We start from the raw sequence: 22,699 nt of genomic DNA, 5'->3' as shown, positions 1-22,699 counted from the left end.
GAATCAATGAGAAGAAAATTGAAAAATAAAAACTAAGTTTAACCCAAGGATAGATCAAATCTGGGCAGTCCATTTGCCATGGTCAGTTTCATCCGGCGAAGGTGGGTCAGTTTACCCGGCTTATCCAATAAATGGGCGATTGTTATATCTTTTGAATATTCTTTTCCCCCAAACACGTGAAGGTTGGCCATAAGTGGTTCCGGTAGGTACCGGTATATCTTGTCTTCAAAATTTAATTTCATGTCATCCTTTAAGATGCCAATAGCGGCGGCTGTTAGCATTTTAGTAATACTGGCCGTATAAATGGGATTGTCTATGGTCATAGGGTCTTCCGTATTGTGCTCGCTATCTGCTAATTGAATGTCGATACCTTTTGACTTTGAGTATACGTGTAAGAAGGCGTTTTTGATATTCCCTTTTTCCAATTGGGCATAAAACAATTTTTCGATGTCCTTACTTATTTGTTGTTGACCAAAGCAGGACAGTGAAAGAAAAAAGAGAAGGACCATAGGCAAACTATTTCTCATGTTGTTCGTTTTTTGATTACTCATTGTCATTCAATAAAATATTGCATATTAAGTTTTGCATTTCTTCGGATTTATACATTGGTATTTGGTGTCCCACATCTTTCAACCAAAACAATTGCTTTTTGGGTGCTTCAAGCCTTTTGAAAAACTTTTCGGTAAGTTCAAAGCTAGTTGTTAAATCTTGTTCTCCTATTAAAATATATGTGGGGATTTTAAAGACTGATTTATGTTTTAAAAAGTTAATGGAATACAGTTCTTTATAAAGAGGCATCCATTGCTGTTCCCATTCTTTAAAGAATTTCATGTATTGGTTGAATTCGGTATCTGGAATGTGAACTCCCTTAAAATCGCTAATCCATCTAAATTGAATCGCCATATCCTCAACCTTTTCATAGGGTATGTGTATGGATTTAAGTTGTTTGACAGCTTCAATCTTATTATCCTCATTATAATGGTTTATAAGCTTCTTATTGGTTAAGTTCTGACTTTTTTGATTGTTTATCAGTGGACTAATGGCCACAAGCGACTCCATGTTGTTAGGATATTTTAATGCCAGATGAAACCCTAAAACGGTTCCCCAAGAATTGGCAACCAATACAATTCTGTCTTTATTAAACTCTTTCAATAGAAATAGCAAGAGTTCTTCGGCATCTTGTTTCATCACTGATAAGGTTGGCGGTTTCAAATTGGCGTTCAATGATTTTCCAGCCCCTCTTTGATCCCAATGAACAACTATGAAATGTTCTTCCAATATGTTGGTTATTTGTTGTCTATGGGATGAGGTCGCTGCTCCTGGACCACCATGTAAATACAACATAAGTGGATTGCCTTTATTCCCTTTGATACTTATGAATTGCTCTATGCCACCTATTCTCACAAATTGGGTTGTATCGATATTATTTGAACCGACCATTGATTCTTGCCCAAACAAACCGTGGGACAGAACAATAAAAATGGTTATGAATAAATGCTTCATGGTTCTATATTTTAAAAAATGTTATTAACCTTAATTGTCCAATATCTTATGCAAAGAATCGTCTTGATTTATTAAGTAAGAACTTTATGAATTGCCTTAAAATTTAATCCCTACATAAAGGTTAGGTTCAAAAAGGAAATAGGATTTCCATTTATTATCCAATTGTTTAAATTCTGCTGGGGTGTTCGTATCGATCATCCAATTTTGACAATGGATCTGAGGTTCTACAAAGATTCGTTTCTTTTTCCCAAAAGCAATGTGGTAACCAACATGATAAGACGTATAGAGCTTGAATCCATTTGCTATTTTTTTGTCGTTTAAGTCCAAATAGGTTTTGTATTGTGGTAAAACCTCCACTGAGGCGAATAATCCCTTCCATAGCATTCTTTGATACGATATTCCTATTCCTGTTTCTCTCAGATAACCCGGATAGAATTCAGTTTCAGAATCTATTTTGTCTTTAAGTCCATCCCACCACTGGATACCCATGGGTTGAAATAATCTCCAGGTTGCAAATTTTACCCCAATGATGTTCTTGGAATCTAGTTCTTGTTTTACATGAAGCTCAATGTGTTGCGTGTTTGTTCTTTCTCCTCCTTCACCTATGTTGCCCAAGATAATTGCCGGAAAGCTGGCCCTGTATTTGAACTCAGAATCTTTATTGTTCAATGATTCCGTATTGTCCTGTGCAAAAACATTGAAAGTACAAAGTGTTAGGCAGATGATTACTAGTTTTTTCATTTTTGATAATTGTTTGACTGTTCGTTTTTTGATTTATGAATAACTTAATTTGATGATGCAAAGAAACGTTGGAAGCTAAGGCCCATCGTTCTGAATTATGATTTCAAACCTTTTTGTTTTATGACAGTGGATATGGCTTCCCATTGGTCTTTTGGCATTATAGGGAATAGGGTACGGCAATGGGTATCGACAAAAAAAGCTTCATAGTTAAACTATGAAGCCTTGTCCGTCATATTAAGTTTTATTTGAACTACCTTCTTGGTTTCAAAGCAACGTCTCTGGATTACCCGTGAGTTTATTTACATTTTGGGTGATTTTTTCCACATCCCAATCCCACCATTTTAGTTCCAATAGTTTTGCGATAATGTCCTCTGAAAAACGCTTTTTGATAGGTTTAGCTGGATTTCCACCAACAATGGTATAGGGCTCCACATTTTTTGTTACTACCGCTTTTGTGGCAATGATGGCACCATCGCCTATTTGAACACCTGGCATAAGGGTTGCCCCGTGTCCTATCCATACGTCATTGCCGATAACAGTGTTGCCTTTGGTCGGGTAATTTTTGTCTTTCATGGCATCTTGCCAAGCTCCTCCAAATATGGCAAATGGGTACGCCGTTGTTGCCTCCGTTAAATGGTTGCCTCCGTTCATTATAAAAGTGGCATCCGAGGCGATCATGCAGAACTTGCCAATAATGAGTTTATCCCCAACAAAATCAAAATGATATTTTACATTTTTCTCAAAGTTGGATACATCTTCAAAATCATCGTAATAGGTATAGTCGCCCACAACAATATTAGGATTGTTGATGAAGTTTTTTAGAAAACAAAGATTTTTGTAATTGGCCAATGGGAAAACTGTGTTTGAATCTGGAATTTTCATGAAGTTTCTTTGTGTTTTGATGATTTGATCAACATGATGGCAAGGTACAACGTAAGAATGGCCTGAACTTTTTCAATAACAGTTTCTGCCAATAAATTGCCAAGGGTATTCAGTATAAAAAATACCGCAAATACCAATAGAATCCTTTTTATTGCCTTATTGGTAAAAATAGGTTTTATAATCCTGTTTTTCATGGCTATGACAGCGATCAAGAATAACATTGTTGCCAAAGCCAGCCCCTCCAATACATAAAGCCTTTCAATTGATTCGATTTTGCCACCCCAAACAATGTTGTGGGGAACTATCTGCAACAGAATGGATAAATGCAATATACAGTAGCCTGACAAGATAACTAGAATAACTTTTTCCGACATTTTCATTTCTGATCCATTTAAAGCTTCAGGGTTTTTTAGCCGCTGCTGTGTAATAATCCTCTAAACGATGTTCCCCATAGGTTGGTGCAATATGGTCCTCTGCCATCAAAGTTAAAAAGAACTCGATAGGGCCATAGGTTTTGACACTGGTGAAAGTTCGTAAAAACCATAGGATCAGTTTTCTTGACCAATCAGGTAAATGAATAATCTTTACGGGCCTATTCAAAGTGGTCAGAGCGAGTTTGCCAATATCATTAAGACTTAGAATATCAGGGCCTCCGATGGTCAATTCTTTATTTCGGTCATCCAATGTATCCACAATGGCCCTTGCGAGGTCCCCACCATGAATGGGATTGAATTTTTGGTTGCCGGATCCAAATAGATAGATGCGACCTGATTTGGCCATTTGTAAAAAATCCTTCATATCTGAGAAAAAGCCATTCGGCCTTACTATAGTATAGTTCAGTCCAGAAGATTTTAAAGCATCTACAAACCTTTCCTTGGCCTCAAAAATTTTTAAGTTCCTGTATTTATCGCCATCGATCGCTGAAACATAAACAAAGTGATTTACACCGGCTTTCTTTGCTTCTTCAAGCAAATTCATATTGGCCTGATAATCTACATCCATATAGGTTAACCCATCTTTTTGTCTGGTAATACCAATAGTTGATATTAAAGTGTCAATGCCTTTACAGATATCTCGTAAAGTTTTTGGGTTTGTTACCTCGGCTTGTTTAATTTCCAAATAGTTTTCATTGGTGATTTTCAGCTTATCTGGGTTACGTACAATTGCGATGACCTGATTTTCTTTTTCAATCAATACTTTTAACAAATAACTTCCCAAATAGCCTGTAGCACCTGCCAATAATACGTTGGTATGTTTCATTATTAATAAGTTTAGAAAGTTTTTTAATTAAACTCGTGCCATAACAATTGCTCGATAATGGCATTACGTTGTGTACCCGTATCATCTTGCTGATTGCTTAACAAAACAATTGTTGCACCATATTCAGGTATAAAACCGATCATGCTCCAATATCCATTAATGTCGCCACCGTGCCAGTACATTGTAGTATTGCCTTCTTGCGTGGTGAACCAACCCATACCAAAATCAACATAGCCACTTGGTACATTTTTGACAAATATTTCGGCTTTTTCAGCATCGGTAAACCAATTCGTTTTTACGGCGTTGGTCCATGATTCCATATCTTTTGGCGTACTGCTGAAATCACCCGCACCAAATGCAATGGCCATCGGATATGTGCTATTGATGTTACCGTTATCATAACCTTCAGCATGCGTATCCGCATCAATGACGTTGGTACCTTTATACGTATCAGTAATTCCCAATGGACTAAAGATATTCTGTTGAATGTACTCGTGGTAAGGTATCTGCGATAATTCCTGAATTAACAAAGCTGCAATAAGATAGTTGGAATTGCTGTATTGTTTATTGGAACCTGGTGTGAAGTTGAGTCCATTTTCAGAGATCATTTCAATAATGATTCCGTAAATGTCTTCTTCGTCTAAAGTTTCGCCTTGTTCATAGGCATCTTCAACTACAAATTGATAATCTGGAATACCTGATTGATGCGCTAATAACTGCGCTATTGTAATTTGGTCCCCGTAAGGAAATTCGTCATCAAACTCATCTAAAGTTTGGTCAAGACCCGTAATTGAACCATCACGTTTTAATTGCACTATGGCCGCTGCTGTTAGTGTTTTGGTAACCGAACCTATGCGGTAAGCAAGATTGCCATCTTGTGGCATTGCTGTAGCTTCATTTGCTAACCCGAAACCTTGGCGGACCAAATCATTTCCGTTTTTGGTTACAATAGCATAGCCTTGAAAATCAATTTCAGTTAATACGCTTTTGACGTTTGTGTAGTCAGCGGGCAATGAATCGGTATCGTCATCTTTGGAACAAGATGACACTAGCGTTGATAAAGTAAGTAAAAGCAGTAATAAGACTTTTGAAATTGAATTGTTGCGTTGTTGAATTGACACGTTCATGACTGTTCGTTTTTTGATTATTGATTTTAGGACAAAGATCCACTGGATTGATATGTCAATCGTTCTAAATTATAATCTGAAACGAAGTAAGGGAAGTTTAGGATGGATTGGCTTTCATCCAAGCTCTTGGGGTCATTCCTTCCATTTTTTTAAAGTAGGTGTTGAAAACACTTTTGGAATTGAAACCACTATCATAGGCCAAGCCAAGTATGGTAAGGTGTGAATTTTTAGGGTCTAGTGATATGGTTTTAAAATGGTTTAAACGGTAGGAATTAACAAAGTCATTAAAATTGGCATGAAACGCCTGATTGATTAGAAATGACATTTTATTGGTGTTCAATCCTAAAACCTCTGCAACATCTTTTAAATTTAATTGTTGGTTCAAATAAGGTTCTTCTTCCCCAAAGTAGGTAAGCAGTTTTTCTTTTAAATTTCCTATTTGATCATCATCTAAAATCGTTGAAGTTGGTTTTTCTTCATTTTCCTTTTGGGATTTAATATCTGAAAGACATAAATTGGAATGGTGTAGGTCTGCAAAACCCTTTATTTTGTGCAGCGGTTGCAAAAATGGTTCCTGTCTGTAGTTTATGATTTGGCCACGTCTTTGGGCGATCATTTCTTTTAAGAGGGAAAAAGCTGGCTCTTTATGGCTTGAATTACTGAAAATAAACACATCATAAGGGACTAGCATTGTTTTGTTGTTTCCAAGTTGTGACCATTTTTCAATCATTTGATTGGGAACTTCGACATGCTTATCATTTATAAGCCCAAACAATAATTTTTTCTCTTCTAACAATGATGTGTTATGTATAAATTCTTCAAATAGTGGTCTTTTATTCAGCCATATCAAACAAAAACATTTTAAATGATGTCCTAATTCTAGCTCAGGATTAAGTGTTAATGCATAATTGACACTTTCCAGGGCCTCTTCATATCGGCGTTGGTAATAATGAATATGGGCTAAGGTGTAATGATTGTTCGCCGAAAGCGGATCTACTTCCAATAGCTTGTTTGCGTAAGTCAGAGCCTGATCAAAAAAACCAAGTGCTATGAACAACTCTGCCATAGCTTCCAAACCATCAATATGGGTTGGATTAATTTCTAAGACTTTATTGATATGGTCATAGGCATTTTTAAAATCCCATTCTTCCCAAAAAAATTTACCAACATAAGATAATGGATATTCAGGTAGCGAGGTGTCTAATTCTTTGGCTATTAGTAAATTGCTTATTGCTAAATCAATCCCTTCTTGATAAGGTACATAACCCCACATTGCCAGCAGGCCGTAGCATTGTAAATTTGCATAATAGGCTTTGGCGTAATTTTTATCTACGGCGATAGCTTGATTGTAATAGGATATGGCTTCGTTGATGCTTTCCGGTGTCCATTTTAATTGTAGCGAACGACCTTTTAAGAATAATTGATAAGCATCTATATTGTTTGTAGGTTGCTCAATTAAATGTTCTTGAATTTCAAAATGTCCAAAATTGTTTCGGACTTCTTCGGCAATGGCCAAACTAATTTCATCTTCCAGATCAAATATATCGATCAATTCCCTGTCAAACCTTTTGGACCAATAGTGGGTTCCATCTTCAACATCGATCAATTGGGCCGTAATTCTGACCCTTTCTTGGGATTTTTTAATACTTCCTTCAAGAATTGTATTCACGCCCAATTGATCTCCGATTTCTCGAACATCCACATCTTTTCCCTTAAACGCAAATGAAGAGGTCCTCGCAATAACTTTAAGCTGGTTGATCTTGGTTAGTGCATTTATAATTTCTTCGGTAATACCATCACAGAAATACTCGTTGTCAAGATCATTGCTCATATTAACAAAGGGTAAAACCGCTATGGATTGCGTATTGCTCATAAATTGGATAAACTAAGTAAATTGAACCATGAAGCAGGTTGAATCAATAGTCTGTATTTGACCTGTTCGTGGGTTAAACTTAGTTCTTATTTTTCAATTTTATTCCTAATTTATTAGCCTTTTGAATCTGTGCTGTGCACTGCATACGACAAATTTTTGGGCATGGCATTGATGAGTATGTTATGTACCTATAATGCTGTACCCATGAAACAAAACAAGTGGCCAATTGCGGTGTTCTAACCTTGGTTGATAAAGGTATAAAGTATATCTGGAAACAGCTTTCTATCCTAACTGATATAGTGTCGGTCCATTTCAATAGTTGAGTCCACTATAAATATCTTTTCTAAAATCTTTGCGATGGAAAGAAAGGATTATTCCATACATTTACATTAAATAAGTTCTTTACTTAATTTCTTTATCAAAACGATAAGGGTTTCCGACACGTGTCGGGATTAAAAGGGAATCGTGTGTAAATCACGAGCTGACGCGCAACTGTAAGTTCGATTCCATTTTGGAATAGCGTGTTTTTGCCATAAGAGCCATTGTCTTATAATAAAAAGATGAGAAGGCGGCAAAAATCGAACAAGCCAGGATACCTGCCCATATCGTTCCTACTTTGTAGGATTTTGACGGTGCCTTCGCGTAAAGGGCAGGTCGAACGTTTGAACTTTACCCGGAACCCCGGGCAAACTCCATCCGCGTTCCTCTTGTTTTAAGGCATTGCGAAGTTGAGCTAAGGAGCTTTTATCTAATTATTCAATTTTATAAAAGCTTTAGCAATGGAAACAAGCAATTTGGGCTACCCAAGAATTGGGGCCCACCGCGAGCTGAAAAGAGCTTGCGAAAAGTATTGGTCGGACAAAATCTCTTTGGAGGACCTTATTGAGACGGGAAAAAGTATCCGAAAAGAGAATTGGAGGCTTCAACAAGAGAAAGGCATTGACCTTATTCCCTCCAATGATTTTTCGTTTTACGACCAAGTTTTGGATACCACTTTAATGATCGGGGCCATTCCCGAACGTTACAAAAACGTTCAAAAATCAGGGAAAAACCATTTGGACCTATATTTTGCAATGGCCAGAGGCTTGCAAAAAGAAGGTGTGGATGTCATTGCCATGGAAATGACCAAGTGGTTCGATACCAACTACCATTACATTGTGCCGGAATTTACCAAAAATCAGGAATTTGGGTTATTGTCACATAAGGCAGTGGATGAATTCAATGAGGCAAAATCCCTCGGCATACATACAAAACCGGTGCTTTTGGGCCCTGTAACCTACCTACTGCTGGGAAAGGAAAAAGAAGAGGGCTTTCACCGACTCGATCTTTTACCCAAACTACTTTCCGTTTATCATTCCATTTTGGAAAAGCTAATGGACGCAGGAGCCACTTGGGTACAATTTGACGAACCCATTCTTTCAATGGATCTTTCCGATAAAGAGAAACAGGCCATCGGCAAGGTTTACCGGGAAATTGCCGAAACCTTTCCAAATCTAAAAGCCCTATTGGCCAGTTATTTCGGGAATTTCGGGAACAACCTTGATATTGCGGTCAAACTGCCCGTATGCGCCTTGCATTTGGACCTAAAAAGAGGACCGAATCAGTTGGGTCAAGTTTTGTCTTCAGGAAAGCTAAATGAAAAGTTATCCCTATCATTGGGCGTAATTGATGGCAGGAATATTTGGAAGAATGATTTTGCATCCTCTTTGCGACTTATCCAACAAGCTAAGGAACAATTGGGTGAAGATCGTATCATTATCTCTCCATCCTGTTCGCTGCTGCACGTTCCCTATGATTTGGAGCTTGAAAAGAACGAGAAAGTACTATCAAAGGAAATCAAGGACTGGATGGCTTTTGCCAAACAGAAACTGGAGGAGCTCCACAGCTTGAAAAAATTGGCCCTATCCCCCGATTTTGAATCACATCAACTGTTTTTGGACAATTCAGCTTCAATGGAAAGGAGACGTAATTCCGAACTGATCCATAGATCCACGGTAAAACAACGGGTGGAACAGTTGGATGAGACCGATTACCACAGGCAATCCCCTTTTGAAAAAAGAAAGGTTTTGCAGGAATCACATTTAAAACTCCCACTTTTTCCGACCACCACCATTGGATCGTTTCCCCAGACCAAAGAAGTGAGACGAAACAGGTCGTTGTTCAAAAAAGGGGAGCTCAATGAAAAACAATACGTTGATTACCTGAAAAATGAAACCGAAAAGGCAATATTGCTCCAAAATGAAATTGGTCTGGACGTGCCCGTGCACGGCGAATTTGAAAGAAATGATATGGTGGAGTACTTTGGAGAACAGTTGAAAGGCTTCACGTTTACCCAAAATGGATGGGTCCAGAGCTACGGATCACGTTGTGTAAAACCTCCCATTATTTATGGAGATGTATCTAGGCCAAACCCCATGACGGTTTTCTGGACTTCATTTGCCCAATCATTGACCGACAAACCCGTAAAAGGAATGCTCACGGGACCTGTAACCATTTTGCAATGGTCTTTTGTTCGGGATGACCAGCCCCGTTCCGCCACATGCGAGCAAATTGCATTGGCCATTTTGGATGAAGTCTTAGATCTGGAAAAAGAAGGCATTAGTATCATTCAAGTGGATGAGCCCGCCATACGTGAAGGGTTGCCCTTGCGCAAAAAAGACTGGAATCATTACCTGGACTGGGCGATCGGTGCCTTTAGACTGTCCACAAGTGGGGTCAAAGACTCCACACAGATACATACCCATATGTGCTATTCCGAGTTCAACGATATCATCAAGAGCATTGCGGACATGGATGCCGATGTGATCACCATTGAGTGCTCACGATCCCAAATGGAGCTGCTGGATGCTTTTTACGAGTTTGATTATCCCAACGATATTGGACCAGGGGTGTACGATATCCATTCGCCAAGGGTTCCATCAGAAGGTGAGATTTTGAAACTATTACGAAAAGCCGAGAATGTGCTGCCAGCATCCAAATTATGGGTAAACCCGGATTGCGGGCTCAAGACAAGAGGATGGGAGGAAACCAAGGACGCCTTAAGGGTAATGGTCTCCGCGGCCCAGCAGATGAGAGAGGCTGTGGGTCAGCCATCAAATTAAAACAAATCGGGGCCGACCCTCATATCGGCCCCTTAAAAAAAATGGCGCATCACGAGAGCAAATATTGTCAACGATGTGATACCGAGTTTGAATGCAAGGCTGGGTCCATTACCATTTGCCAATGCAGTACCGTAACATTGAGTAAAGAAGAATGGGAGTACATCAGCCAAAAATATGATGACTGTCTTTGTGCCAAATGTCTGGAAAAACTGAAATCCGAATACCAAAACGAGAAACAACAACAATCCCTGAGAAAAATCTTGGGAATCTATTATAAAAGATTACGAACAATGGAAACAACTGAACGTATAGAACAATCCAAAACCAGCATATTCAAGGCTGTTTTCCCAAACACGGTCAATCATTACGATACACTTTTTGGAGGCACCGCCCTTAGCTTAATGGACGAGGTGGCCTTTATCACGGCAACACGGTTCAGCCGAAAACGAATGGTCACCGTCAGTACCGACCGTATCGATTTTGACCATCCCATCCCAGCCGGGACCATTATAGAGCTTGTGGGGACCATAGTAAAAGTGGGAAACAAAAGTTTGAAGGTGCAGGTCGATATTTTTGTGGAAGAAATGTATTCGGACCATAGGGAAAAAGCCATATGCGGGCAGTTTACCTTTGTGGCTTTGGATGAAAACAAAAAACCCATTTCTGTTTTATGAGCAATGAATAACAATCCACTTAAAAAATAATAATGAAGGAAGAAGTCAAATCATATATTTCCCCATTGGTCAGTTTTGATATATATCTGGAGAATTATCACAAATTGCTGAAGCTATTAAGGAAAGAAGCTGATGTAAAGCAATTGAAATCAATCCTTAAATCAGATATTGCAACCCATGTCCAAGACTTGATACTGCATGAAACATATGATGCATTGGTACTTACCCGGCCCGATCAACATATTGTTTGGGTAAATGAGGGTTTTCAGGAAATGACAGGTTATTCCAAAAGTTTTGCCATCGGAAAAAGGCCCAGTTTTCTCCAAGGACCCCTAACTTCAAAAAACTCAAAACAGGAAATTCGGGAGTTGTTAAGGGCCGAGCATACATTTACGGGTTCAATCCTGAATTACCGAAAGAATGGGGAAATCTATACATGTCAAATCAAAATAATCCCTCTTTATGATTCAAAGAAAGAATTGACGCATTTTATCGCAATGGAAAAGGAATTGTTGGCCGCATAGAAACCATATTGATCAACCTGGTTTTTTTTAAGATCTTTACAATTCTATTTTATCTTTGCAAAACCATGTAATCCATAATCATATTCGTTGACGAATCGTAGTCTTCCCATATTGTTCACGCTTTTATACCTGATGGCCATGCTACGGCCGGTTCTGCCCGTTTTCGAATATGTGGTGAACCAGGATTATATTGCAGAATACCTTTGCGTGAACAAGGACAAGCCAATGCTCAACTGTAATGGTAAATGTTATTTGGCCAAAATGCTCCAAGAGGAACAGGACGAGAAAAAGCAAAATTTGCCGTCGATCAACCTGGAAGAATATCCCATTGGTTTTGTGGATATCCTTTTGTGCGATTTTGTTGGGGGTTCTTTGAAAAAGGATCGTTTGCCAGAATTTACATCCAGTAAACCTCGACAATTTACCAACCCCATTTTCCATCCACCCAACTGTTAATTCAAATTTTATGGTCTATATGGCTTTTCTCAAAAGCCCTATATACAAGTAATATTGGACAATGTGCCTAACCGTGCATTATCCGTTATGCAATTATTTTTAAAAAACAGGAATTCCCATCCTACTAGGGTGTGCATTCCAAAACCTTAATATTTGAATTTAAAATGAAACCATTATATAAATTATCCATCTTCCTATTCCTATTTGTTATTGTGACCTCTTGTAGTGATGATGATTCTTCTGGAGATGATCTTACAGGGACGGGAATGGTGAAAATCGAATTCGACAACAGTGTGGCAGGGGATGACCTGATTCTCGGTTCCTCTTACACCAATTCCCAAAACGAGACCTTGACCATTGACCGTCTCAACTATATTGTGAGCAATTTTAGGCTTACCGATGCAGATGGGAACGTATATACCTATCCAAAGGACCAAGGATACTTTATAACCAGTGAAGAAACGGGCAACACCGAAGTAGTACTCGTGGATGTTCCTGCTGGAAGGTACACCTCATTGACTTTTGGGATTGGGGTAGATCAAGAAAAATACCTCCTTGGCGCAGAAGGCCAGGGCGATTTGTTAACAGAGGCCGAGAGCACAAATATGATGTGGTCTTGGCAAGCAGGGTATAAATTCCTGAACTTTGAAGGTACTTTTACCTCAGCAACAGTAACCGATGCCACCGATTTTAAAATCCACATGGGAAGCCACGGATCCAGTTTGGACAACTACAAGGAAACAACCTTGAGTTTGGGCACAGAGGCCTTGGTAAGTGATGACATGACCCCAATTGTTCACCTTGTGGCCAATGCAGGCAATATTTTGGATGGCAACAACAAAATATTGCTAACAGAACAAGCGGTTATCATGGTCAGTGAAGAGAAATCACCAAAAATCGCAACGAACACATCCAATATGTTCACAGTGGATCATGTCCACAATGGAGATGGGAGTTCACATTAAATGATACTTTGGGCTGTCCTTAAAAGGACAGCCCAATAATCAAAAAAATATGAGGATGAAGTATCTTGCGTGGGCAATGCTGCTCATAACGCTGGTAGCCTGTAATGAAGAAGATGGAGGGTATATTGATATCGAGGACAATGAACGTCTTACCGTTGCCATACCCTCCAATTTTCCACCAATGGTCTACCAGATTGAAGAAAACCCGCCAACCCGATATGGTTTTGAGCTTGGTAAAAAATTGTTCTACGACGGAAAACTGTCCGCCAATGGATTTATATCATGTGGCTTCTGTCATGAACAACGATTCTCTTTCACGCACCATGGCCATCAATTTAGCCATGGTATAGACGACAAAGAGGGAACCCGTAACACACCCTCCATAGCCAATATGGCCTTTTTCTCAGAGTTTGCTTGGGACGGTGCCACCAGTCACTTGGATCTGTTTCCCATCATCCCCATTACAAACGAGGTGGAAATGGGAGAGACGATGACCGGAGTATTGGAAAAATTAAGGGCTGACAGCGATTATCAAAAAGCGTTCAAAGCTGCCTTCGAAGATGGAGGCGTCAACCATGAAAATTTTTTGAAAGCCATTGCCCAATTTATGGTAATGATGGTTTCCTACAACTCAAAATACGACAAATATGTGCGTAATGAAGATGGGGTTGCCCTAACGGAAGAAGAACTCCATGGGCTGCATATTTTTCAGCAAAAATGTGCAAGTTGCCATACTACCGATCTTTTTTCCGATGGAAGTTTCAGGAACAACGGACTTCCTCCCAACCCTGGTATAAATGATATTGGGCGGGCCGAAGTGAGCGGCAGTGTCAATGACAACCATAAGTTTAAGGTCCCCAGCTTACGAAATGTGACCCTTACGGCACCTTACATGCACGATGGAAGATTTGGAAGTTTGGAATCCGTGTTGAATTTTTATCAGAACGGTGTGCAGGATTCCCCCACTTTAGATCCTTTGCTCAAAACCGAAGAAGGTTTCGGAATTTCCATGAACGATGCTGAAAAAATGGCTCTGATTGCATTTTTGGGCACTCTTACCGATGAAGAATTTATTAATGACGAACGATTTGCAGAATACTAATTTATGAAGACACTTATAATATCAGTTTCATTGTTCATGACCGGCATTTATATGCTGAAAGCCAATGAAATGCCCACAAAACCCAGTTGCCAGACCACCTCGGCCACTCTAATGCTATTCGATGATTTTTGTGATGTTTGTGGTTGTAGCGGCAATGGCGGGAGCATGGGGTTTGGAACCGGTCTGAACAACAACTTTATTGGGCTTAGGTATATTTCTCAACGGTATCGTTCGAGGGATGGCATTTTTGCCAATTCGCCATGGATCGATGAAAATTTCAATACGGTACAGCTATGGACTCAATTGCCCATTGGCAAACGATTCATGGTAAATGCTGTACTACCCTATCAATTCCATTCAAGGGACTTCGCGGACAACAGTGAACAACACATCAATGGATTGGGTGACGCAACGGTACTTGGTTTTTACCAAATATTGAAACAAACACCGGACAGTATCAAATCCATCAAACCACAGCATACGTTGCAATTGGGTGGAGGCGTTAAAATGCCAACAGGTAGATTTGATGAGGAAAATCTCGAAGGTAGCGTAAACCCGAGTTTCCAATTGGGCACGGGCAGTTGGGACTATCTTTTGGCGGTCAATTATGGTGCAAACCATCGCAATTGGGGTATGTCCCTTATGGCCAACTATACCTTGAAATCAAAAAATGATAAAGAGTATCGTTTTGGAAACCAGTTCAATTATGCGATCAGTACATACAAGACCTACTACTTTGGGAATGATTTTGCCCTTACTCCACAAATTGGTTTAGGGGGAGAATATTTTAAAAAGAACGAGGAATATGGATTGAAGGTCCATGATACTGGGGGCAATGCCTTTTTTGGAAAGGCCGGTGTTGAGGTCAATTATAGGTCATTGGCATTGGGTGTTTCCACTATGCTACCTATATCACAAGACCTGAATGGAGGCAAGGTAGAGGCAAAGAGTAGGATTTCAGTATACATGAACATAAATATTTGATATATAAAGAGCGCCAAGAAGCCATTGGTTTCTTGGCATTCTATCATATTTCAACCTTGATGACAAAACCTTCAATGGTATTTTGGGTGGAGGTTTCGTGGGCGTGGCCCAAGTTGAACCCGTTACTTAACGGTCAGTGTACCTGTAGCTTGCTCTAAACCCAAAGCATTTACCCAAGTCAAACGATTCCCGTCTGCACCAAAACCCTTTTTTATTTTTTATGGACATGATTGGTTTTAAAGGGTTTCATGCTTGCTGTGCCATACTTGATTTCACTGATTGATATATCTGATGAATGGTAGTGGTTGGCCCTTGAAAGAAACAATTGCCATAAATTCATAGGTTCTTTATCTTTAAAAGATTTTTCCAAGTACGATGACCCGGGATTACATTGATATCAACGATTTTACGATTTTAGTCGAAGAAGCCACTACCAATACTATTGTTGTGGATGCTTGCCGCTTTGATGAACCTGTGGTTGCTGTCGCTTTTTACGGTTCTGGAAATGTGGATCTAAAAGTGAAATATGGTTCACAATCCAAGGAATTCAATCATACAAAAGGGCTGGCCCTATCTTTTTATGCAGACTCGAATGTTGAATTCGAGCATACCGTTTCTCCGGAAAAGCCATTGCGTTGTGTTCTTATTGCAACGGCTTTGAGAAACTTGGACAACTTACCCAATGAAGAAGGGGAAATTTTTTCTTCCTTATTGAGTCAATTGGTAAATCCTTCCGATCACTATGTGGAAGGTCCACGATTTTTTATGACTCCCGAAATGGACCAGATTGTGGATTCGGTTTTCAATATGAAATACCACGGGAAAACCAAAATGATGTTTTTCCGAAGCCAAATGACGGCCTTGCTATCCCATTTTTTTGGGCAATTGGCCACCATGCAAACGGAAAAAATCAACACTGAAGAACGGGACAAGTTGTACAGGGCCAAGGAAATCCTGATCGATAACCTGGACAATCCACCTTCTCTTTCAGAGCTCTCTCGCCAAATAGGATTGAACAGTTACAACCTTAAAAAAGACTTTAAGGAACTCTTTGGTGTACCGGTATTCAAATACCTACAGAACGAAAGACTGAAAACCGCCCATGAACTGATAAGGAACCAAGAAGCCACCGTACAGGAAGCAGCTTGGCATGTGGGTTACGATAGCCTGAGTTCCTTCTCCAATGCCTTTGAGAAAAAATTTGGGTACAGACCCAGCCAGATCAAGTAAACTCCCTTTCCAACAAATCATACTCCTTTTAGAATAAATAATGGCTTGACTGTCGGTGTAGTTTTGTCCTGTAATCAAAAAAACAGGAAAGATGAAAACAGTAAAAGCATTGGGAATCGGAATCTTAGTTTGGGTTCTTGGAGTTTCTGCCTTTTCGGCCATTTACATGTTGCCGATTATGGAAGATCGCTACGTACAGGCCAATATCGGATTGGCATTGGTTGTTCCACCTTTAGTATGGTTGGGAACATGGGTTTATTATAAACAAGAGAAATCCACTCATGGAATTGCTCTGGGATTGTTGATGTTATTGGCCAGCGCCTCATTGGATGCCTTGATTACTGTCCCCATGCTGATTATCCCTTACGGTGGAAGCTATACCAGTTTTTTTGGTTCTACCGATTTCTGGTTGATAGCATTGGAATTTGTGGCGGTTGCCACCCTCTATTGGTATGTCAAAGTCCGTCCTGAACAACAAAAATCCATAAAACAATTATAAGACTCTTATGGAATTCCACATTAATACTATCATTACAATCAGCACCGTATTACTGACGGGATTAACCGCAGGATTGTGCTTTACTTGGACCAATGCGGTAACTCCGGGGATAGGTCGATTGGATGACCTTCGATACTTGCAATCCTTTCAAGAAATGAACAGAGCCATCATCAATCCTCTTTTTCTAGTGGTGTTTTTTGGACCCTTGTTCGGCCATGCGGGCAATGTATATCTCAATGGAAATCAGCCCAACACCATTTTTTGGATGTTTTTTGCAGCGGGAATTCTTTACATAGTAGGGGTCGTGATCGTTACCATATTGGGTAATGTGCCGCTGAACGAACTATTGGAAAGTACCGATTTGCAAACATCCTCCCCAGAAAAGTTAGGGGCATTGCGAAACAACTTTGAAAATAAATGGAACAGATTACACTTGATAAGGACCATTGCGTCCACACTATCATTCATACTTCTGATTCTTACCCTTTTGAAAAATCAAATCAACACTTATATATAATTACAATCATGAAAAAAGACAATTTTTTAATCATCGGAGGAACCGGGAAAACAGGACGAAAGGTGGTGGATAGTTTAAAATTACTGAACCAGAACGTACGTATCGGTTCAAGGTCATCACAGCCGGCATTTGATTGGAATAATGGGGATACATGGGAAGAAGCTCTTGAAGGAGTGGACAAAATGTACATTACCTATCAACCGGATTTAGCAGTGCCAGGAGCAAAACACTCCATCGAAAACCTGATCAACCTTGCAAAGAAGCAGCACTTGAAAAAAGTGGTCTTGCTTTCTGGTAAAGGAGAACGAGAAGCTGAGCTTTGTGAGCAAGTGGTCATAAACTCAGGATTGGACTATACCATTGTACGTGCAAGTTGGTTCAGTCAGAACTTTAGTGAAAGCTTCTTTTTGGAGCCTATACAGCAAGGATTTGTTGCCTTGCCACAGGCAGATGTGCCGGTGCCTTATGTGGATACGGGAGATATTGCCGATGTGGTCGTCGAAGCTTTGCTTCATGAGGAGCATGATGGGCGAATTTACCAACTTACCGGCCCTACCACCTTATCATTCAAAGAAGCCATAGCGGAAATTGCCAAAGCCACGGACAGAGATATTGCCTTTACTCCAATTACCATTGAAGCATATGTGTCGGCCATGAAGGAACAAGGTGTACCAGCAGACTTTGTTTGGTTGGTGGAATATTTGTTCACAGAGGTATTGGGGAACCCTATGGTTTCCGAAATCACCAATGACATTGAAAAAGTACTCAAACGCAAGCCTAAGAGTTTTACTGACTATGTAAATGAAACAGCCATAACAGGAGTATGGAAAAATGGAATACCAATTGCCTAATATTTGTTTTCAGAAGAGTTGGACTTGTTTATTGACTTGGGTTAATCTTAATTTATACAAGCAAATGTAACTTTGCATTGTTTTTAATGACATATAGTAAACCTATGAAACCATTTAAAATCGACCATGTTCAAAAATCCGAATACCCCATATTGGTGGAAGTATGGGAAGCCTCGGTTCGGGCAACACACGACTTCTTGAAAGAAGAGGATATTGTCTATTTCAAACCACTGATTCTCAATACCTATCTGGATGCTGTTGAACTCAGGTGTGCTAGGGACGGCAAAGGAAACATCCTAGGGTTTTCGGGTGTTGCCGATAACAATCTTGAGATGCTCTTTATCCATCCTGACAGTAGGGGGATGGGCATTGGGAGGAAATTACTGGATCATGCTATAGATAAATTGCAGGTACAAAAGGTGGATGTAAATGAACAAAACGAACAAGCGCTTGGGTTTTATGAGCATTATGGTTTCGAGGTGGTTGGTCGTTCAGCTTTGGATGCATCTGGCAAACCTTATCCTATTTTACACATGAAGTTGAAAAATATTTAACCAAAAGACGAGCGTAACAAATTGCCCAATATCGACATGAAAAATATAGGTATGACAACAGAAGAAAGAGCAGAAATGATAAAAACCAGCTGGGAATTACACAGTAAGGTCGAAACGGCTTATTTGAACCACCCAGCAACTAAAAACGATGAGGAATGGCTGGAAAAACAACGGTTGCTTCTTGCGGACATGGCACTTCATCTTCTGCAAACTTCTATAAACCCAGAGGAAATAAAGCTGGATAGGTTACGGGACAACCTGCATGCCATTCTCACGATTTCCGATCAGTTTTTACCGGAGGTTGGTATAAAGGATATGACAAAGAACCTTTACTGAACTTATAAAATAATTGAAAATCAATTACTGTAAGAGATAACTTTCGTATCGGCACCATGAACAGAATTATCATCACTTTTAGCATTGTACTGTACGCCATTGCAGTCCCATTTTTGGAAATCAACGATACCCATGTGTTCAATCCGGATTGGACGCCCCATGTTCGCATCCACGAGGTCTGGCAATTGATAACCAACTCTGGAATCGGTTTTTTTTGCCTATGGCTGGTCTGGAAAAAAAAGGACGTAAAAATCAGTGCGATACTGAGTATGTTGGTTACCGGAGGATTCTTATTGGCATTCAGTGTAAAAGAGTTTTACGGGGGATCCATGAAATACCTGGATGGTAGCGAAAAAACGTTTTTGGGGGTAAATATTGGAATATTGGGATTTGGAATTGCTTTCATCCTTCTATTGTTGATTATGGTTTGGAACAAAAGATTGAAGCAGTAGTTTTTTAGGTAATATAGCATCAATCAAAAAAAAACGAACATGAAAAAAATACTGGCATTTATCATTTTTACTTTCTTGATTTTATCATGTCAGGAAAGTGAAAAATCAAACCTTACGTTGCTCAGTGATGAAATCCCAACAGATATTCCCTTGGTTTTTGGAGAAGGGATTGTTTCAATGGATGAAGCGATGGACTTCGCAATCACCTTCAGTCCAGAAATGGACGAAATGTATTTTACGCGGAGAAAACCAGAAGAAGACAATAAAATTTATGCCATGAAATTAATTGATGGCGAGTGGTCTAAACCAAAATCAGCATTTTTCACTACAACCGAGGGATGGGATTTTGAGCCCCATATCAGCCCTAAAGGTGATAAACTATATTTTGGAAGTTTAAGACCCCTTAACGATACAATCGGGTCAACAGGGTTGCACCAATGGTACAGTAAAAAAAGCGTCAGCGGTTGGAGTGAGCCAAAACCATTGGAAAAACCATTTGTGGACAGGTCTGTAATAATGTACTTAACATCGTCAGAGAATGGTAATTTATATTTTACCACTGGAGAAAAAGGTGATAGACCAGAAGATTGGGTTATCTATAATTCGGTTAAGGAAGATGGTCAATATAAAAGTATCAATAGAATGGATGGGGGAATAAATACTTCGGGAAAATTGATAGCTCATTCATTTATTGCGCCGGACGAAAGTTATATGATTTATGATTTTGAACATGATTCAGGGTATGGTGAGAGTGATTTATATATTAGTTTTAATAAAAACGGCGAGTGGACGAAGGCCTATAATTTGGGACCGAAAATAAACACGGATAAAACTGAAATGACGGCAAGTGTTTCGCCAGATGGCAAGTATTTGTTCTTTCATAGAGGAGTAGATGATGATGGTGATATTTATTGGGTGGATTTCAGGTCCATAAAAGAAAAAATGGAGAAGGATATAAGTGGTAACTAATACTGCAAATTAGTCCGTGAAGATTAACCAAAAAGAATATAATGAACAAAACAATAGTATTACTGCTTTCAATTTTCAGTTTGATATCCTGCAAAACCAGCGAGGTTGGAATTTTAGTGGAAAAAGGGTTGCTTATTCAAAATGCCCAGATCACCTCCCCTGAAAACCAGACCATGTCCCCCGATAATTTTATAGTAGTGGATGGAGATGAAATCGTTTATGTTGGAAAAGATAAACCTAACCTAAAGGGGAGTTTTACAATTATTGATGCGAGAGGAAGATATATCATTCCTGGACTTATTGATGGTCATGTACATGTTACTGGAACGGATGCGCTTTCGGATGAAGAGGAACTGGACAATCCAGAAATTGTAAAGAAGTTCAGGGAGCAACTTCCTAAAAGCTACCTCTATTTTGGCTACACCACTTTGATAGATCTTGGGACCGCCAAACCAGAAAGGTTAACTGATTTTCAAAAAACGGAAATAAGACCAGACCTCTATTATGCTGGAGGAGGAGCTGTAATAGGAAATGGCTACGGGCTATCCAACTGGAAAGATGACATCCCCAATTTCATTTATCAAGAAAATGAGGACTATCCCATTCCTGAAAAATATTTGAAAGAAAACCATACACCAAAAGCAGTAGCCGAAAGAATAGCAGCATCAGGAGCCATAGTTTTAAAAACCTATTATGAGCCCGGTTTTGACCCAACGCAACCTCGTTTTCCGACCCCTTCCAAAGCTTTAATGGAAGAATTGAAAACAGAGGCACATAAAAACAATTTGGTTTTGGTGGTTCATGGGAATTCTCTGGAGGCCCATCAATTTCTAGGAAATGCGAAGGTGGATATTGTGGCACATGGTCTTTGGAATTGGGGAAGTCATAGGTTGGATTCAACCAATGCGATTCCAGAAGAAATCAAACAAGTACTGGATGTTGAGATTGAAAACAATGTGGGTTATATGCCAACTTTGCAAGTGATAAATGGATTGAGGGAACTCACGGATTCCGATTACCTGAATAACCCGGAATTGGAGCATGTGTTCCCAAAGAATTTGATTGAATATTATAAAGCAAATTCGAATGTCATGTATGCCAACGTATTTGGTGGTGCTCCCAAGAATATCATTGCAACCAATTTCAACCGAATTTCCAACCAAGGAAAAATCAATTTGAAATATATGTTCGACCATGGTGGCAATATCCTATTCGGGACTGATACACCATCGTCCCCGACCTTTGGCAATCCACCAGGGTACAATGGTTATCTGGAAATGTTGGAAATGGAAAAGGCAGGGGTTCCCCCAAGCAAAATATTGGCCATGGCAACCATAGAGAATGCAAAAGCATTCAACCTTGATCAACTCTACGGTACCGTGGAAAGTGGAAAGAAGGCCAATCTTTTGGTCTTGAACAAAAATCCTTTGCAGGACATTACGGCATATAATGACATTGAACAAGTAATCATAAATGGAATACCTTTTGACAGAAAGACATTTTCTGCCCAGAAGGGTGCAGAGTAGAACCATAGTATAATTAAAATACATAATAACACTAAAAACCATGCAATTCAGAAAAGCAACCTCCAGAGATGTTCAGACAATTGTAGGAATGATTGCAGACGACACCTTGGGCAGTAAACGGGAAAATTTCAGCATCCCTTTGCCCCAAGTTTATTTTGATGCCTTTGAGCGAATTGATTCGGACCAAAACCAAGAGTTGATAGTGGTTGAAAATAAAGCAAGGCAAATCATTGCGGTTTTTCAAATGACCTTTATTCCTTATCTAACGTACCAAGGCGGTATTCGAGCTCAGATTGAAGGTGTACGCGTACATAGGGACCATCGGGGTCTTGGAATCGGAAAAACCGTATTTGAGTGGGCCATCCAGCGGGCAAAAGAACGTAATGCCCATTTACTGCAATTGACCACTGATAAAAAACGCCCGGACGCCATTCGATTTTATGAGTCCCTTGGGTTCAAAGCCACCCACGAAGGCATGAAAATGCATTTTTAAAGAAGTTCACTTACTGTAAGCATTTGAGAAAAATCAAGATCGGGAATGAAAGAAGCTGAGGAATTTTGTCCAAAAAACAA

25 protein-coding genes, 1 pseudogene and 1 riboswitch are annotated in these 22,699 nt (G+C 39.6%); of the genes and pseudogenes, 18 read left to right on the top strand and 8 right to left on the bottom strand.

Features of this window, described 5'->3' with window-relative positions; translation table 11 throughout:
- Positions 1-38 precede the first annotated feature (38 nt).
- The 8 genes from PY092_RS09685 to PY092_RS09650 all read right to left on the bottom strand — a co-directional run bounded on the left by PY092_RS09685 (position 39) and on the right by PY092_RS09650 (position 7,182).
- The gene (locus tag PY092_RS09685; RefSeq protein WP_275615646.1) at positions 39-527 is read right to left on the bottom strand and encodes a serine hydrolase; all 489 of its coding nucleotides are present in this window, start codon (positions 525-527) and stop codon (positions 39-41) included.
- Positions 528-543: 16 nt separating this feature from the next.
- Positions 544-1,503 (bottom strand): alpha/beta fold hydrolase, encoded by a 960-nt coding sequence (locus PY092_RS09680; protein ID WP_275615645.1) that lies wholly within the window; start codon positions 1,501-1,503, stop codon positions 544-546.
- 96 nt (positions 1,504-1,599) lie between these two features.
- Positions 1,600-2,244: a hypothetical protein gene (locus PY092_RS09675; protein ID WP_275615644.1), complete on the bottom strand. Its 645-nt coding sequence runs from the start codon at positions 2,242-2,244 to the stop codon at positions 1,600-1,602.
- A gap of 264 nt (positions 2,245-2,508) precedes the next feature.
- Entirely contained in the window at positions 2,509-3,126 is a 618-nt protein-coding gene (locus PY092_RS09670) for a CatB-related O-acetyltransferase (protein WP_275615643.1), read from the bottom strand.
- The gene (locus PY092_RS09665) at positions 3,123-3,506 is read right to left on the bottom strand and encodes a hypothetical protein (protein ID WP_275615642.1); all 384 of its coding nucleotides are present in this window, start codon (positions 3,504-3,506) and stop codon (positions 3,123-3,125) included. The genes PY092_RS09670 and PY092_RS09665 overlap by 4 nt, the downstream gene beginning before the upstream one ends.
- Positions 3,507-3,525: 19 nt before the next feature.
- On the bottom strand, positions 3,526-4,386 hold the full coding sequence (locus PY092_RS09660; RefSeq protein WP_275615641.1) for an SDR family oxidoreductase: 861 nt from the start codon (positions 4,384-4,386) through the stop codon (positions 3,526-3,528).
- Positions 4,387-4,409: 23 nt separating this feature from the next.
- Positions 4,410-5,513 (bottom strand): serine hydrolase domain-containing protein, encoded by a 1,104-nt coding sequence (locus tag PY092_RS09655; protein WP_275615640.1) that lies wholly within the window; start codon positions 5,511-5,513, stop codon positions 4,410-4,412.
- A gap of 97 nt (positions 5,514-5,610) precedes the next feature.
- On the bottom strand, positions 5,611-7,182 hold the full coding sequence (locus PY092_RS09650) for a tetratricopeptide repeat protein (protein WP_275615652.1): 1,572 nt from the start codon (positions 7,180-7,182) through the stop codon (positions 5,611-5,613).
- A gap of 617 nt (positions 7,183-7,799) precedes the next feature.
- Positions 7,800-8,004: riboswitch (cobalamin riboswitch) on the top strand.
- 161 nt (positions 8,005-8,165) lie between these two features.
- Here PY092_RS09650 and metE point away from each other — a divergent pair.
- The 18 genes and pseudogenes from metE to PY092_RS09560 all read left to right on the top strand — a co-directional run bounded on the left by metE (position 8,166) and on the right by PY092_RS09560 (position 22,619).
- Positions 8,166-10,487: a 5-methyltetrahydropteroyltriglutamate--homocysteine S-methyltransferase gene (gene metE, locus PY092_RS09645; RefSeq protein ID WP_275615639.1), complete on the top strand. Its 2,322-nt coding sequence runs from the start codon at positions 8,166-8,168 to the stop codon at positions 10,485-10,487.
- A pseudogene (locus PY092_RS19675) lies at positions 10,403-10,681 on the top strand (cysteine-rich CWC family protein); the annotation flags it as partial. The gene metE and the pseudogene PY092_RS19675, both read left to right, overlap by 85 nt.
- A 96-nt stretch (positions 10,682-10,777) precedes the next feature.
- Complete coding sequence (locus PY092_RS09635; RefSeq protein WP_275615651.1) at positions 10,778-11,161, top strand: acyl-CoA thioesterase; 384 nt, start codon at positions 10,778-10,780, stop codon at positions 11,159-11,161.
- Positions 11,162-11,193: 32 nt separating this feature from the next.
- Positions 11,194-11,685, top strand: coding sequence for a PAS domain-containing protein (locus PY092_RS09630; RefSeq protein WP_275615638.1), 492 nt, complete (start codon positions 11,194-11,196; stop codon positions 11,683-11,685).
- Positions 11,686-11,772: 87 nt separating this feature from the next.
- The gene (locus tag PY092_RS09625) at positions 11,773-12,141 is read left to right on the top strand and encodes a hypothetical protein (protein ID WP_313790219.1); all 369 of its coding nucleotides are present in this window, start codon (positions 11,773-11,775) and stop codon (positions 12,139-12,141) included.
- A 164-nt stretch (positions 12,142-12,305) separates the two neighbouring features.
- Entirely contained in the window at positions 12,306-13,106 is an 801-nt protein-coding gene (locus PY092_RS09620) for an MbnP family protein (RefSeq protein WP_275615637.1), read from the top strand.
- A 55-nt stretch (positions 13,107-13,161) separates the two neighbouring features.
- Positions 13,162-14,208, top strand: a complete 1,047-nt coding sequence (locus PY092_RS09615; RefSeq protein ID WP_313790218.1) for a cytochrome-c peroxidase — start codon at positions 13,162-13,164, stop codon at positions 14,206-14,208.
- A gap of 3 nt (positions 14,209-14,211) precedes the next feature.
- Positions 14,212-15,192 (top strand): transporter, encoded by a 981-nt coding sequence (locus PY092_RS09610; RefSeq protein ID WP_275615635.1) that lies wholly within the window; start codon positions 14,212-14,214, stop codon positions 15,190-15,192.
- Positions 15,193-15,567: 375 nt separating this feature from the next.
- Entirely contained in the window at positions 15,568-16,422 is an 855-nt protein-coding gene (locus PY092_RS09605) for a helix-turn-helix domain-containing protein (protein ID WP_275615634.1), read from the top strand.
- A gap of 91 nt (positions 16,423-16,513) precedes the next feature.
- Positions 16,514-16,921 (top strand): DUF5367 family protein, encoded by a 408-nt coding sequence (locus tag PY092_RS09600; protein WP_275615633.1) that lies wholly within the window; start codon positions 16,514-16,516, stop codon positions 16,919-16,921.
- Positions 16,922-16,928: 7 nt separating this feature from the next.
- Entirely contained in the window at positions 16,929-17,438 is a 510-nt protein-coding gene (locus tag PY092_RS09595; protein ID WP_275615632.1) for an anthrone oxygenase family protein, read from the top strand.
- An 8-nt stretch (positions 17,439-17,446) separates the two neighbouring features.
- Entirely contained in the window at positions 17,447-18,289 is an 843-nt protein-coding gene (locus PY092_RS09590) for an NAD(P)H-binding protein (protein WP_275615631.1), read from the top strand.
- Between the two features lie 104 nt (positions 18,290-18,393).
- Complete coding sequence (locus tag PY092_RS09585; RefSeq protein ID WP_275615630.1) at positions 18,394-18,843, top strand: GNAT family N-acetyltransferase; 450 nt, start codon at positions 18,394-18,396, stop codon at positions 18,841-18,843.
- A 51-nt stretch (positions 18,844-18,894) separates the two neighbouring features.
- On the top strand, positions 18,895-19,179 hold the full coding sequence (locus PY092_RS09580; protein WP_275615629.1) for a hypothetical protein: 285 nt from the start codon (positions 18,895-18,897) through the stop codon (positions 19,177-19,179).
- Positions 19,180-19,235: 56 nt separating this feature from the next.
- Positions 19,236-19,631 (top strand): hypothetical protein, encoded by a 396-nt coding sequence (locus PY092_RS09575; protein WP_275615628.1) that lies wholly within the window; start codon positions 19,236-19,238, stop codon positions 19,629-19,631.
- Between the two features lie 39 nt (positions 19,632-19,670).
- Entirely contained in the window at positions 19,671-20,600 is a 930-nt protein-coding gene (locus PY092_RS09570) for a TolB-like translocation protein (protein ID WP_275615627.1), read from the top strand.
- Positions 20,601-20,641: 41 nt separating this feature from the next.
- A complete protein-coding gene (locus tag PY092_RS09565; protein WP_275615626.1) occupies positions 20,642-22,126 on the top strand; it encodes an amidohydrolase family protein in 1,485 nt (494 codons plus the stop codon).
- A gap of 40 nt (positions 22,127-22,166) precedes the next feature.
- Positions 22,167-22,619, top strand: coding sequence for a GNAT family N-acetyltransferase (locus tag PY092_RS09560; RefSeq protein WP_275615625.1), 453 nt, complete (start codon positions 22,167-22,169; stop codon positions 22,617-22,619).
- The last annotated feature ends 80 nt before the right edge of the window (positions 22,620-22,699 follow it).

It is taken from the genome of Flagellimonas yonaguniensis, assembly GCF_029193885.1.
GTDB classification, from domain to species: Bacteria; Bacteroidota; Bacteroidia; order Flavobacteriales; family Flavobacteriaceae; genus Flagellimonas; species Flagellimonas yonaguniensis.
This window is presented reverse-complemented; position numbering and strand designations above follow the sequence as displayed.

What these genes read in the sequence shown, in the direction of transcription:
- PY092_RS09685 (WP_275615646.1), bottom strand. Translation starts at nt 527, where the DNA reads ATGAGAAATAGTTTGCCTATGGTCCTTCTCTTTTTTCTTTCACTGTCC.
- PY092_RS09680 (WP_275615645.1), bottom strand. Translation starts at nt 1,503, where the DNA reads ATGAAGCATTTATTCATAACCATTTTTATTGTTCTGTCCCACGGTTTG.
- PY092_RS09675 (WP_275615644.1), bottom strand. Translation starts at nt 2,244, where the DNA reads ATGAAAAAACTAGTAATCATCTGCCTAACACTTTGTACTTTCAATGTT.
- PY092_RS09670 (WP_275615643.1), bottom strand. Translation starts at nt 3,126, where the DNA reads ATGAAAATTCCAGATTCAAACACAGTTTTCCCATTGGCCAATTACAAA.
- PY092_RS09665 (WP_275615642.1), bottom strand. Translation starts at nt 3,506, where the DNA reads ATGAAAATGTCGGAAAAAGTTATTCTAGTTATCTTGTCAGGCTACTGT.
- PY092_RS09660 (WP_275615641.1), bottom strand. Translation starts at nt 4,386, where the DNA reads ATGAAACATACCAACGTATTATTGGCAGGTGCTACAGGCTATTTGGGA.
- PY092_RS09655 (WP_275615640.1), bottom strand. Translation starts at nt 5,513, where the DNA reads ATGAACGTGTCAATTCAACAACGCAACAATTCAATTTCAAAAGTCTTA.
- metE (WP_275615639.1), top strand. Translation starts at nt 8,166, where the DNA reads ATGGAAACAAGCAATTTGGGCTACCCAAGAATTGGGGCCCACCGCGAG.
- PY092_RS09635 (WP_275615651.1), top strand. Translation starts at nt 10,778, where the DNA reads ATGGAAACAACTGAACGTATAGAACAATCCAAAACCAGCATATTCAAG.
- PY092_RS09630 (WP_275615638.1), top strand. Translation starts at nt 11,194, where the DNA reads ATGAAGGAAGAAGTCAAATCATATATTTCCCCATTGGTCAGTTTTGAT.
- PY092_RS09620 (WP_275615637.1), top strand. Translation starts at nt 12,306, where the DNA reads ATGAAACCATTATATAAATTATCCATCTTCCTATTCCTATTTGTTATT.
- PY092_RS09615 (WP_313790218.1), top strand. Translation starts at nt 13,162, where the DNA reads ATGAAGTATCTTGCGTGGGCAATGCTGCTCATAACGCTGGTAGCCTGT.
- PY092_RS09610 (WP_275615635.1), top strand. Translation starts at nt 14,212, where the DNA reads ATGAAGACACTTATAATATCAGTTTCATTGTTCATGACCGGCATTTAT.
- PY092_RS09605 (WP_275615634.1), top strand. Translation starts at nt 15,568, where the DNA reads ATGACCCGGGATTACATTGATATCAACGATTTTACGATTTTAGTCGAA.
- PY092_RS09600 (WP_275615633.1), top strand. Translation starts at nt 16,514, where the DNA reads ATGAAAACAGTAAAAGCATTGGGAATCGGAATCTTAGTTTGGGTTCTT.
- PY092_RS09595 (WP_275615632.1), top strand. Translation starts at nt 16,929, where the DNA reads ATGGAATTCCACATTAATACTATCATTACAATCAGCACCGTATTACTG.
- PY092_RS09590 (WP_275615631.1), top strand. Translation starts at nt 17,447, where the DNA reads ATGAAAAAAGACAATTTTTTAATCATCGGAGGAACCGGGAAAACAGGA.
- PY092_RS09585 (WP_275615630.1), top strand. Translation starts at nt 18,394, where the DNA reads ATGAAACCATTTAAAATCGACCATGTTCAAAAATCCGAATACCCCATA.
- PY092_RS09580 (WP_275615629.1), top strand. Translation starts at nt 18,895, where the DNA reads ATGACAACAGAAGAAAGAGCAGAAATGATAAAAACCAGCTGGGAATTA.
- PY092_RS09575 (WP_275615628.1), top strand. Translation starts at nt 19,236, where the DNA reads ATGAACAGAATTATCATCACTTTTAGCATTGTACTGTACGCCATTGCA.
- PY092_RS09570 (WP_275615627.1), top strand. Translation starts at nt 19,671, where the DNA reads ATGAAAAAAATACTGGCATTTATCATTTTTACTTTCTTGATTTTATCA.
- PY092_RS09565 (WP_275615626.1), top strand. Translation starts at nt 20,642, where the DNA reads ATGAACAAAACAATAGTATTACTGCTTTCAATTTTCAGTTTGATATCC.
- PY092_RS09560 (WP_275615625.1), top strand. Translation starts at nt 22,167, where the DNA reads ATGCAATTCAGAAAAGCAACCTCCAGAGATGTTCAGACAATTGTAGGA.